The organism is Cystobacter fuscus DSM 2262 (assembly GCF_000335475.2).
GTDB lineage: Bacteria > Myxococcota > Myxococcia > Myxococcales > Myxococcaceae > Cystobacter > Cystobacter fuscus.
On sequence record NZ_ANAH02000013.1, the window covers coordinates 190,685 to 203,109 of the forward strand.

General features: G+C 67.6%; 10 protein-coding genes. 2 read left to right on the plus strand and 8 right to left on the minus strand.

Annotated elements, in window-relative coordinates:
• Positions 1–5 precede the first annotated feature (5 nt).
• The 5 genes from D187_RS23365 to D187_RS23385 all read right to left on the minus strand — a co-directional run bounded on the left by D187_RS23365 (position 6) and on the right by D187_RS23385 (position 3,313).
• Positions 6–1,574 carry an efflux RND transporter periplasmic adaptor subunit gene (locus tag D187_RS23365; RefSeq protein WP_002628091.1) on the minus strand — a complete coding sequence of 523 codons (1,569 nt, stop codon included), beginning with the start codon at positions 1,572–1,574 and terminating at the stop codon, positions 6–8.
• The gene (locus tag D187_RS23370) at positions 1,575–1,850 is read right to left on the minus strand and encodes a hypothetical protein (protein WP_002628092.1); all 276 of its coding nucleotides are present in this window, start codon (positions 1,848–1,850) and stop codon (positions 1,575–1,577) included.
• 179 nt (positions 1,851–2,029) lie between these two features.
• Entirely contained in the window at positions 2,030–2,332 is a 303-nt protein-coding gene (locus D187_RS23375; protein WP_002628093.1) for a hypothetical protein, read from the minus strand.
• Between the two features lie 37 nt (positions 2,333–2,369).
• A complete protein-coding gene (locus D187_RS58835) occupies positions 2,370–2,873 on the minus strand; it encodes a TlpA family protein disulfide reductase (protein WP_043431262.1) in 504 nt (167 codons plus the stop codon).
• Between the two features lie 20 nt (positions 2,874–2,893).
• Entirely contained in the window at positions 2,894–3,313 is a 420-nt protein-coding gene (locus D187_RS23385; protein ID WP_002628095.1) for a helix-turn-helix transcriptional regulator, read from the minus strand.
• Positions 3,314–3,530: 217 nt separating this feature from the next.
• On the opposite strand from D187_RS23385, the gene D187_RS23390 reads away from it, so the two are divergent.
• Positions 3,531–4,640, plus strand: a complete 1,110-nt coding sequence (locus tag D187_RS23390; RefSeq protein ID WP_002628096.1) for a DNA alkylation repair protein — start codon at positions 3,531–3,533, stop codon at positions 4,638–4,640.
• Positions 4,641–4,707: 67 nt separating this feature from the next.
• Here D187_RS23390 and D187_RS23395 read toward each other — a convergent pair whose 3' ends face one another.
• Together D187_RS23395 and D187_RS23400 are read right to left on the minus strand one after the other, a co-directional pair.
• Entirely contained in the window at positions 4,708–6,042 is a 1,335-nt protein-coding gene (locus tag D187_RS23395) for a serine hydrolase (protein ID WP_043431263.1), read from the minus strand.
• Positions 6,043–6,246: 204 nt separating this feature from the next.
• The gene (locus D187_RS23400) at positions 6,247–8,064 is read right to left on the minus strand and encodes a serine hydrolase domain-containing protein (RefSeq protein ID WP_002628098.1); all 1,818 of its coding nucleotides are present in this window, start codon (positions 8,062–8,064) and stop codon (positions 6,247–6,249) included.
• Positions 8,065–9,191: 1,127 nt separating this feature from the next.
• Between D187_RS23400 and D187_RS23405 the strand changes: the two genes are divergently transcribed.
• A complete protein-coding gene (locus tag D187_RS23405; RefSeq protein ID WP_002628099.1) occupies positions 9,192–11,048 on the plus strand; it encodes a thiol-activated cytolysin family protein in 1,857 nt (618 codons plus the stop codon).
• Positions 11,049–11,149: 101 nt separating this feature from the next.
• Here D187_RS23405 and D187_RS23410 read toward each other — a convergent pair whose 3' ends face one another.
• Complete coding sequence (locus tag D187_RS23410; protein ID WP_002628100.1) at positions 11,150–12,421, minus strand: MFS transporter; 1,272 nt, start codon at positions 12,419–12,421, stop codon at positions 11,150–11,152.
• Positions 12,422–12,425 lie beyond the last annotated feature (4 nt).

Genomic DNA, 12,425 nt, shown 5'->3' on the forward strand with positions numbered 1-12,425 from the left:
GGCCGCTACCCGCCTCCTTCCTCGCAGCAGCCCGCGCCGATGGAGCCCTTGAGGATCTCCGTCTTGAGGAGGAAGGCGCCCGTGGTGACGACCTCCGCGCCGGGCTCGAGGCCCTTCACCACCTCCACGTGCTCCCGGGTGCCGGCGCCCAGCTCCACGGCGACGGGCTCGTAGAGGCCCTCTCCGGTCTTCACGAAGACGAGGGGGCGCCCCTCGGCGTGCTGGAGGGCGTCGCGGGGCACGAGGAGCGCGTCGTGCGGGGAGGACACCCGTATCCGGGCCCGGACGAAGAGGCCCGCCTTGAGCGCATGGTCCGGGTTGGGCAGCTCCACGCGGGCGCGCACGGTGCGGGTGGCCGGGTCCACCGAGGCACCTACGCGGGTGAGGAAGGCCTCGCGTGTCTCTCCGGGAACGCCCTCGAAGGAGAGGGTGACGGGCTGACCCACGCGCACGGCCAGGGCGTCCGTTTCGGGCACCTCGAGCTGGGCCCAGAGGGTGTCCAGGTCCGCGAGCTGGAGGAGCGTCTGTCCTCCCGCGACGTGCCGGCCGGGCACGGCATCCCGGGCCACCACCGTTCCCGCGAAGGGCGCCTTCAGCGTGAAGAGCCCCTGCTGACTGCCGGTGGAGACGCCCGCGGCTCCCAGGGCCGCCCGAGCCGCCTCGCGCTCACCCTCGGCCGCCGCCAGCTCGGCCTGGGCTTCTTCCAGGGCCTGCCGTGGGCTGATGCCCCGCTCGACGAGGGTCTGCTCCCGGGAGACCGCCGCGAGGGCCGCTCGGACCCGGGCCTGTGCCGCCGAGAGCCGCCCTTGATCCTCGCCGACGGTGGCGGACGTCACCACCGCGAGGGGTTGGCCCGCCTTCACCTCGTCGCCGACATCCACCCGGACTTCCATCACCAGGGCATCGCTCCGGGTCGACAGCCGCGCCAGCCGGTTCTGGTTGAAGTCGAGCTGTCCGAGCACCTCCAGTGTGCGGGCGAAGGGCCGCCGCCGCACGCGCTCCGTCCGGATGCCGGCCTCGCGAGCCGTCTCGGCCGAGGCGAGGCGCACGCGGGTGCCGGGCTCGGGGAAGACGGGCGGTTCGGCGCCCGCGGCCTTCACCTTCTCCGGGTGGCAGTAGGGGCACACGGACTCGGGGTAGCCATGCTCGCGGCAGTAGTCCCCGGCCTCGATGAACTTCGCCACGAGCTCCGGGTGGCACCTGGTGCATTGGGACTCCGGCACCGCGTGCTCCTCGCACCAGTCCCGCGGAGTGGAGGGCCGCGAGGTGAAGGTGAGCTCCGGATGGCATTGCTTGCAGTGGGACTCCGGCAGACCGTGCTCCTCGCACCAGTCGCCCTGGGCCTTGAAGACGTCGATGAACTCCGGGTTGCACTTCGTGCACAGCTCCGCGGGCACGCCGTGCTCACACAGCTTCACCTCCTGGGCCGTGGCGGCGGGCACGGAGGGGGAGCCCGCATCGGCGGGAGGCGGGGAGGACTTCTCCGCCCCGGCGGGCTTGGAGCCGCTCGAGCAGGCCGCCGCTCCCAGGGCGAGCAGGAGCGCCACGAGCCTCGGGCCGATGCGGGGGCGCATCTACTTCACTCCCTTCTGGGCCAGCTCGGGGTGGCAGAGGACGCACTGGGATTCGGGCCGCTCGTGCTCGGCGCACCAGTCGCCCTTGGCCTTGTAGACGGCGGCCAGCTTCGGGTTGCAGCGGGCACAGAGGCTCTTCTGGACGCCGTGCTCGCACGTGGCCTTGCCGCTCTCGGTCTTGGCGGCCTCGGGGGGCTTCTTGTCCTCGGCCAGGGCGGGCAGGGCGGGGGAGACGAGCAGGGACACCACCACGGACAGCGAACGCAAGGAACGCATGGAGGAACTCCGGCCGTGCGCCTTCCCAGGGAAGGCCTTCCACGGCGGTGAATGCCCCGCGCGGGATGCACGGGGAGACGGGGACTGGGGACGCGAAGACGCGGGAAGGACTACTCACGAGGCCCGACGGGGCCCGTGGCATGGAGCGCTGGACACACCTCTCCCGCGGGGAGCGAGGATCAGGCTCTCGGAGGCTGGAAGATGTCCGTGCCCACCGCGAGGAGAGCGGGCTCGCCGAGGGAGACGAGCGCCTGTTCCGGCGGAGTCACTTCGGCGAGCATTTCCAAGACGGGCGTGGCGGGGATCGCCCGGAGAGGGCAGTACGGGCACAGGCCGCAGTCACCCGCGCAGTCGGCACACGGGCCGTCGTCCTCTTCGCCCGCACAGTCCTCGACTCCGTCGCCGACGAGGGCGAGTGTCTGGGGGACCCCTCCGGTCGTCAGCATCAGAAGGAGGGCGATGAGGCGGAGGAACAACGGCATCGGTCCCCTGGGTCCTACCGGTGACGTGTGGGGCGAGTCAATGCACCGGGGCGGGGTCACGTGCCGGGTGCTCCTCGGTCAGCTTCTCCAGGAGGCGTCGCATCGCTCGGGAATCCCACTCCCGAGGGCCTTGGAAGCGGGCGACCAGGCGTCCGTCCACCACCAGGATGCTCGTGGGCAGCGTGTCCACGCCGAACGCGTGAGCGGCGCGCTTGCCCGCGTCCAGACGCAGGTGCAGGGCCGGGTCGGGCGGTCCTCCGAGGAACGTCTCCACGGCTGGCATGTCGGCGTCGTGACTGAAGAGCAGGACCTGGAGTTCCTCGGGAGGGTGCTTCGCCAGGGCCAACAGCCCGGGGGTTTCCTCGCGACACGGGGGGCACCACGATGCCCAGAAGACGATGAGCCGGGCGCGTGCATCCGGAGGGGCTTCGAGTGCGGGGGCGGCTCCTTCGAGTCGCAGGTAGCTCGGGGGTGGCTCGCTCTGGCAGCCCGCCGTTAGCGCCACCCATGCGCCAAGGAGGGCACTCACTACTCTGGGCATGATGAGTCCTGGGAGGGAGGTTAATCGTCCGCCGATGACGCCAGGGTGCGAGCGACCATGCTCAGGGCCGCCAGTTGCTTGTCGTCCATCTGGCGCAGCGTGCGCATCAGGCGGCGCATCCCCGGCGATTCCTCCACCGAGGGGGCGGGCCGCTCCTTCAACCAGGCCGCCTTCTCCCGGAACTCCAGGGCGAGGGCCTCATCGGCGTCCATCTTCAACACCCCACACAATGCACGAAGGATCGGGACGCTGGGCGTCAGGTTGCCGCGCTCCATCCGCCCGTACACCTCCGTGGCCACCCCCACGCGCTCGGCCACGTCCGCTTGCGTCCATTGCGCCCGGGCGCGGGCCGCTCGCAGCGTTTCTCCCAGATGCACGGTGAGCTTCTTCTTCGTCATCGACTCGTTCTTCACCGCTGCTCCCTCCGCGTGCTCCTCCATCCCGTCGTGGCTTGCTCCTCGGAGGTGAGCCGCACGCAGTGCGCCGCGGAGAGGACGTGCTGGGTCCTGGGAGCCACTTGAAGGTCTTCCAAGGTAACACCGTGGAAGGTGGAAGGGAAGGGATGGGTGACCGGAGAGGTCAACCTCGGGGCTCAACCTGATGGAGTAGGATTCATCTTTCGGGGCCCTGATGCAGTAGTGCTAATTCCCCATTCCCATGCCGGAGCAGCTCAAGACCTTCTTCGATCGGAGCGTGGTGGAGCGCATCGCCACCATGCTGCGCGCCGCCCATCCCTCCTTCCCGAGGCAACGCTTCCTGGCCGAGGCCACCGAGGGACTCGAGGCACACGAACTCATGGGCCGTGCCCGCCACATCATGCGGGCGATGCACAGCTCTCTCCCCGCTGACTTCGAGGACGCGGCTGGAATCCTCCTGCGGTCGCTCGGGCCGGAGCGCGAACGCGCGGAGGGCCAGGGGATGGACGTCTTCATCTACCTTCCTCACACCTTGTACGTCGCGGAGCATGGCCTCGGCCATTTCGAGACGTCGATGCGAGCCCAGTACGAGCTCACCAGGCGCTTCACCGCGGAGTTCTCCATCCGGCCGTTCCTCGAGCGCCATCCGCGAGAGACCCTGGTGCGACTCTCCCAATGGGCGAAAGATCCGAACGTCCACGTCCGGCGGCTCGTCTCCGAGGGCTCGCGGCCCCGGTTGCCCTGGGCCTCCCGGCTCCGAGCGTTCCAGGAGGATCCACGTCCGGTGCTGGAACTGCTCGAGTTGCTCAAGGATGATCAGGAACTCTACGTCCGGCGCTCCGTCGCCAACAACCTGAATGACATTGGCAAGGACCACCCGGATGTCCTGGTGGACACCTGCGCACGGTGGAAGGAAGGCGCCTCGGCGGAGCGGCTGTGGATCATCCGCCATGCGCTCCGCTCCGCGGTGAAACGAGGGGACACCCGCGCGCTCTCGGTGCTCGGGTTCAGCGGCGGCGGAGCGCTCGAGGTGACGGCTTCATTCCCATCCAAGCGGGTCCGGATCGGCGAGAACATCGCGATGACCTTGTCCGTCACCAACCGCTCGGAGACGCGACAGCAGGCCATCGTCGACCTCGCCGTGCACTTCATCAAGTCGAACGGCAAGGCCAGTCCAAAGGTCTTCAAGGGGGGCAAGGTCGATCTCCTCCCCGGTGCGTCCTGCACCCTCGAGAAGACGATCTCCTTCGCCACGATGACGACGCGGAAGCACTACGCGGGCACGCACCGGGTCGAGGCGCTCGTGAATGGCCGGGCCACCGACCTGGGGAGCTTCACCGTCCTTGGTTGATGCCCCGTATGCCTTTCGAATGGCGTCCACCGTCTGGCTTTTCCGAGACGGTGGACGCTGACCTCGGCTAGGGCATGCGACCGCCGATGGGCTGGTCGTTGAGGAGCAGGAGCATGCCGCCGTCCGGCGAGGGCTTGAATTTCACGCTCATGCCCTCGAGCAGGCCGAACTCATCCCGCTCGACGAAATCATTGTCGCCGTAGGCCTCCAACTCCCCGCGGACGGGCGGCCTGGCCGCCTCGATGGTCAACCACAGGTGGCCCGCCTCCACGAAGACGGTGAGCGGGCCTATGGCCGTGTCGTAGGTGCCCACGTAGTTCCGCCACACGGTGGTGTCCGGCACGAAGGTGCTGGGCGCCCGGTCATTCGACACGGGCTTCGTGGGCTCCTTTCCGGACAGCAGCGCGACGACGCCCGTGCCCACCTGCTCCGTGACCGGTGTGTTGAGGTTGCTGAGTACTCCCACGGCCACACCCTCGGAGGGAATCAGGTTGAAGCTGGAGCTGCTGGTGATGGTGTTGCCTCCATGGGACACCCGCTTCCGGCCAGACTCCTCGGAGATCACCCAGCCCAGCCCGTTGGCGGACGGCCCGTTGCTGGTCATCACCGCGGGCTGCCACATCCGCTCGATGCCCTGCGCGGAGAGCACCCGCCCACCAGGCGCTTCGCCCCGGGCGAGCAGGGCCGAGAAGTAACGGGACACATCCTCGGCGGTGGTGTGGGTCGCCGAGCCCGCGGGCACGTGTGCTCTCGACCACGGCGGGGCCATCGTATGCAGCTGTCCCCGCGTCCACGTGTAGCCCTGGACCACGTCCTGCTCTTGCTCGGGGACCGCCCCCATGAAGGTGCGGCGCATGCCCAGCGGCTCGAAGACGGAGTCGGCCATGTGTTGCTCGAAGGGCCCGCCCGCCACCGTCTGGACGATGAGACCGGCCACCGCGAGTCCATCGTTGGAGTACGCCTCTTGCTGCCCTGGCGGGAAGTGGAGCTTCACCTCGGCGAGTGAGCGCACCAGGCGCTCGAGGGCCTCGTCATCATGGTCGCCATCCCAGGTCATGCCGTTGGGCAGGCCGGAGGTGTGTGACAGCAGATGCTTGACGAGGATTTGCTCCTGGAGCCCGTCCGCCGTGCGGAACCAGGGCAGGTAGCGCGTCACGGGAGCATCCAGCTCCACGGCGCCCGCCTCCACCTGCTGCATGAGCGCCAGGGCCGTCATCGCCTTGGTGGTGGAGCCGATGGACACCAGTGTCTTCGGCGTCATCGGCTGGTTCTTCTCCACGTGGGCCAGACCATAGCTCTTGATGCATACGGGCTGGCCACCCTGGAGGATGACGAGCGAGAGCCCCGGGATGTGTCCTGTTCGCATGCTCTCGGTGACGAAGGGATCGATCCGCTCCTTCATCGCGGTGGGCAGGGCGTCGCACTGTCCCGGGGACGGGTGGTCCGTTCCTGAGCACCCGGAGTTCAGGAGGGAGCCGAGTAGAAGGGGAACAAGGGCGCGCTTCATCATCACGGGACCTCTGCCCCCCGCGATGCGCGGGGGAGCGGAAAGTGAATGGAGTCTCGAATGGAACACCCCAGAAGCGGCGAGGTGTTACTCCCCGCTTCAATGGCTTTCCGCTGGAGATTCCAGCTGCAAGCGAACGCCCTTGGTGTACAGGAATTGCGTCTCTCCCTGCCGCTCGAAGCGCACGACCTCGCCCTTGCCACGGCCCAGCCCGAGCACGATGGCACGCTCCTCACCCTCCGGCTTCAGCAGCAAGGTGGAGGCTTCTCCCGGCATCGCACTGTAGATCTCCAGGAGGAGGCAGCCCTCTCCCTGGCTCAGCCTGGCCCTCTCGAAGAACTCCCGGGGCCCGCCCTTCGGCACGCCGTACTGACCCAGCCGGCGCTTCCAGGACTCGGTCAGCTCGGAGGGAGTGATGCGCTCGCCCAGGAACTGGCGGCCGCTCCACAACAACCTGGGCTCGGAGCCCTGGCGCAGGACGACATCATGGCCGGCGATGCGATCGAACGAGAGCCACAGGGGCGTGCCCTGGAGTTCGGTCTTGAAGAGGCCCTGCTGGTGAGGCGCCAGGACGAGCCGGAGAGCGGTGAGGTTGGCCACCAGGTCTCCATTCTCCACGGCCACCTTCATCGGGCCCAACTCGGTGGCGTACAAGCCCTCCAGCGCCCGGAGCTCCTCCACTGGCCGGGTGACAGGCTGCACCTGGGGCTCTCGCGGACGGGCCACCACCTCCAATCCCGTCTTGGCCTTCAAGGCCAGCGCGAGCGCCTCCTCGGCGATGAATGGCGAGAACTCACGGGCGGCATCGGTATTCGTGAGCACGATCACGCCCAGCTTGTGTTCGGGCAGCAGCGCCAGCATGGAGCGGAAGAACAGGGTCGCGCCACCGTGGTGAACGAGCCGTGCGGACTGGCCGTTGGCCAGCGACAGGTCGTCCAGGAACCAGGTGATGCCGACGCGGGTGTCCAGGTCCAGCGGAGCGCCGACGTTCTGCTGCCGCCACATCTCCCGCAAGGTCTCCGGCTGCACGATCGTCGTCTCTCCCGCCTTGCCGTTCGCCAGCAGCATCTTGATGAAGCGGCTCATGTCCAGCACCGAGCTGCGCATGCTGCCCGCGGGGCCTTCGCCGTCCAGCCAGTGCGGCGGAGCGTGACTGGTGGCCAGCGACCCATGGCCCACCGACATGTTGGGCACCATGTGAGGCTCCACCCGGAACGAGGACTGGCTCATGCCCAGCGGGCCCAGCAGGTTCTGTTTCATCGCGGCGGTGAACTCCATGCCCGAGGCCATCTCCACCGCTCGGCCCGCGACCACGAGGCCGGTGTTGGAGTAGGCCCAGATCTGCTCCGCCGGAGCGGTCTGATGTTCCTGCCGGAGCAGCTCCATCCGCTCCGGGAGCGACAACACCTTCGGGGTGTACGCCCCGACGTACTGCTCGGGAATCCCCGCGTGGTGCGTCAGCAGGTTGCGCGGGGTGATGGGGCCGCTCTCCGGGAAACGCGACTGAAGGGTGAAGTCCGGGATGAGCTCCTGGATGGGCCTGTCCAGCGCGACGCGGCCCCGCTCCACCTGCTGCATCACCGCCGTGGCGGTGAAGAGCTTGCTGATCGAGCCGATCTCATAGAGGGTCTCGGCGGTGGCGGGACGCCGCGCGGCTTGCTCCGCGAAACCGAAGCCCTGCGCCCACACCACCTCCTGGTCATCCACCAGCGCGATGCTCAGCCCGGGGACCTTGCCCTCCGCCATGCCAGACTCGATGAGCCGGCTGACCTCCATCTTCACCTCGGCGTAGGGATCCTTGGGTTGTTCGGCTGGGGGGTTGTCGCCATCGCAACCGGCGGCCAGGAGGCCGAAGCCGAGCAGCGCCGTGCAACCGTAGAGTGTCTGCCTGCGTGAGAAGGTGTGTTCGCGGTTCATGCGTCGCTCCTGTGTTCCAGCACGCTCTGGAACACCGCGACTGCGCGAAGCTGTCACCCGCGCCTGCTCGATTCTTCCGATGACGCAGCGCGGCCCGTCCTCGTCTGCCTCCATCGAAACTGAATTCAGTCAAAAAAAGACATATATCCACTCGAGCACAAGAGATTAGCGGAATATGAGAAAACGAGGCGCCCTGACGGAGATGGTCAATGGCGCCCCCAGGGGTTGGGCTCGAAAACGCCATGAAACCCGGAAAAACAAAGGAGCCACTCAAGCGGAACCTGGGATCCTGTCCAGCGCGAGCGAATGCAATGGATTGACGAGGTTCTGCGAGGTCTGTACGGTGATGGACAAACCCCTGGACATCGGAGTCGAACATGAAGCGCTCGCTGCTCATTCTCGCAACACTTGTCTTTTCCGCCGTGGCGGGTTGTGGAGGAACGGAGTTCGAACAAGGAGAGGAGTCCCTGACGCAAGACGAGAGTGCCCTTTGCGCCACGAGCGACTCGTGCTCGTATCTCCATGGGCAGGACTGCACGCAACCTGGCCTCACGCGAAAGTGCTGTGTCAGTGATTCCACCGTGGAGAAGACCTGTATGTGCACCGCCTCTCCGCGGAAGTGGGCCTGCCTCTGATCGGGCGCCTGTAGGTTCAGGGTCGCCCGTCCACGACGTGGTGCACGGGCGCACCTCCGCACCTGGCTGGAAGACCGCGACCTCGCGAATTCCATATCACGCCTGCACGGACAGCCCGTTGTCGTTGGACACCGCTCGATTGCCCTCACAGGGGCTGTCGCGGTGGGCGACATCGTTGAGCTGCGGAGCGGGGCCCGGCCACCACCCCGGCTGGAACCCATGCTGTCCCTGACGGTGGAGGAGATCGTCTCCCGTCTGGAAGCGGAGCTGTCACGTGTCGGCACCCGCCTTCCGAGTAGGACGGTTAGTGTAATTTTCCAGGCCGGTTGTTATTTTCTCAGAATCTGTGGTAAATCCTGAATCGGGTTTTCGCGGGTTTTCCCGGGCGGCCCGTCATTCCACCCCGAAATGGAGCATGCGCGACGGCGTTGCCGAGAGGCCGCCGTGCGTCCACAGACCATGAGACAGAGCAGACATCTGAAACCAAGAGCCTTGCTTCTCACCGTACTGCTGGGAAGCGCCCTCACGGCCTGTGGTGGGATTGAGCAGGAGGAATCCTCTCCGCAGCAGAAGATGGCCCAGGCCGGCCGCGAGTTCATGGCCCGGCAGGGTGGCGAGGCCAGTGAGCAGCTCTACGCGGAGCCCATGGATCCCTATGGCTACTGCGGCGACTACATGTGCTCGATTGACGAGCAGGGCTGGTGCCCCCAGGACTGTGGCTACTCTTCCTACTGCGGTGACGGGTACTGCGACGCGTCCTACGGTGAGGATTGCTCGACCTGCGAGATGGACTGCGGCACCTGCTACAACCCGGACATCCTGAACGTGCCGGGCATGCCGCAGAAGGCGCCCATCGGTGACCTGTATGCGAAGTCCCAGCAGTTGGGTGTATCGCCCATGGTGGCGGGTGTCCCGAACATCGACACGTACCTGCAAACCCAGTACAGGCTCAGCTCGTTCGCCTATCCCACGGGCACCTCCGGCGTGCAGGACTTCGTGAACAAGCTGTTCCAGAGTGGCATCTGGGCCAACGGCGGTCCCACCCAGACGGTCACGCCCCTGGCGCCTGATGCCAATGGTTGCCAGCTGCGCCAGGTGGACGCGAGCTACAACCCCGAGGAATTGGTGAACTTCGACGCGGGCGCGGGTCTGCTCTTCCCGTCCGCGCTCAACCAGGGCCGGTACATCAACCTGGGCCTGGGTTCGCTGTCGCCCATCCATGTGCCGTATACCCAGCGCAAGCCGGTGAACCTGGTGGCCACCTTCTTCCAGTCGGCCACGGCTCCCGCCGCCACCGCGACGGACGTGTATGGCGCCGTCGGCCAGATGATCCAGTCGGCCCAGGCGCAGGGCGGCGTCACCCAGTCCACGGTGTACTTCGACATGCAGAGCGCCTCCACGCTGGAGGAGGCCGCGGTGAAGTTCAAGCTGGACGCCAAGGTGCTGGGCGGCAACATCAACGCCACCTTCAGCTCGCTCAACACCAACCAGAGCAACACCGTCTTCGTCCGCTTCACCCAGAGCCTCTTCACCGTCTTCCAGGACCTGGGCGGCTACACGCCCGCCGCGGGCCAGTTCAACGGCAACTTCGGCACCTCGGACCTGGAGACCCTGGGGAACATGGGCGAGCTGGGCTACGACAACCTGCCCACCTACGTCCGCGCGGTGACCTACGGCCGCATGCTCATCTTCTCCGTGACGTCCACCTCCTCGAAGCAGGATCTGCAGGCCGCCGTCAACGCGGTGTACGGTAGCACCAGCGCCTCCGCGAGCGCCGATCAGAAGAAGCTCATCAACGAGAGCACGCTGCGTGTCTTCGGGTACGGTGGCCCGGCCGAGCCCCAGGTGGCCACCATCAAGTCCGGCAACTGGCAGGACTACTTCACCCTGGTGAACGTGCCACTCGTCACCCTCAAGCCCGTGGGCTACGAGCTGCGGCGGTGGGATGATCAGTTCGCCACCATGTCGCGCACCACCAGCTACACGGAGCGCACCTGCCCCGGCGTGAAGAAGATCCGCGTGGAGCTGTCCGACTCGTACAAGGAGAGCCGCGCCTATGTTCGCAAGACCGGCAGCACCGTCTTCAATGAGGTCATGTACTCCAACGGCTACGCGTCCGGGGAGATCAACCAGCACCTGATCGGCTCCGATGACGAACTCAAGGTGACGATGACGGTCGGCCAGCCCGGCTTCCTCAAGTCCTACCAGGGCCGGGTGCGCCTGAAGGTCTTCGTGGACAACGTGCTGAAGTTCGAGGACTACTACTCCTGCACGTACTGCCACTCGAAGGATCCGGTGTGGGTGCTCAACGTGAACCAATACACGGGTGATGTCATCCGCCGGTACTGAGGAAGGTCGATGCAGGACGGAGCGGGCCCGCGCGGAGCAATCGCGCGGGCCCGTCTCGTTGCGGGGTGGGGGTCGAAGGACTCGTCCCCACGCTTCATCCCCTACGAGTTCTCTGACACCCTGCCCGGCACTCCGCCCGGGTGGGGGTCGCCCGCTCGGATGCGGACAGCGGAGAGCACACCCGACAGCACGAGCACGAGCGTGCCCGCGAGCGGCACCACGAGCAGTCCCACGCGCAAGCCCACGGCGTCGGCGACGAGCCCGACGATCGGAGGCGACAGGAGGAATCCGAGGCGCATCAGCCAGCTGACGACGGTGAGGCCGGTGCCGGCTCTCAGGCCGGGCAGTTCGTCGGCGCCGTGCATCGCGGCGGGCACCAGCGTCGCGACGCCGAAGCCGGCGAGTGCGAAGCCCGCGATGGTGCCCGGCACCGAGGGGAACAGCAGCGCCGCGCCCATGCCCGCCGCCGTGGTCGCTCCTCCTGCCCGGGCGACGGCGCGCTGGCCGAATCTGTCGACGAGACCGTCGCCGAGCATCCGCCCGATGAACTGCGCGCCCACCAGCGCGATGAAGCCGAACGAGGCGACGGCGACGTCGGCGCCGAGCGTGCCGGAAAGGTAGACGGCCGCCCAGGTACTGCCGGCGTCTTCGACGAGCGTGCCGCCGATGGCGATCAGGACGAGCGCCGCGATCATGAGCCAGATGCGACCAGGGCTCATCGCCCCGCGCCGTGTCGGGGAGCCGTCGGCCCGTGCGGCTTCTTCAGTGCGCTCGTCGGGCTCGATGGGCTCCGGGCCGGGGAGCGTGAAGCGCAGCGCCGTCAGCGCGACGACGGCGAAGAGCAGGGCCGAGATACCCAGATGCACGCCCCGCGGCACGTCGAGGCCCGCGGCGAGACCGCCCATGAGGCCACCGGTCACCGCGCCGATGCTCCAGATGGCGTGAAAGGAGTTGAGGATGGACCGGCCGTGGAGCCGCTGCACACGCAGACCGTGCGAGTTCTGCGCCACGTCGGTGATGGCGTCCATGCAGCCCCCGAAGAAGAGTGCTCCGGCGAGCACCCCCCATGAGGGAGCGCTCCCCGCGAGCAGCACGCCCGCGCTCGTGAGCAGCGTGCCCGCCACGGCGACCCGCGACGAGCGGAAGCGGCGGATGAGTGCTCCGGCGGCGAGCCCGGCCATCAGGGCTCCGCAGGGGAACGCCGCGACGGCGAGCCCGTATTCGGCGTTGCTGAGCCCGAGGTCGGCCTTGAGTTGTGGATAGCGCGGCAGCAGGTTGGCGAAGATCGCGCCGTTCGTGAGGAACAGCGCCGCGACGGCGGCGCGGGCCGCCCGGAGCCGGCCGGGCGCCAGGGGAGGAGAGGGAGGGGGCATGAGG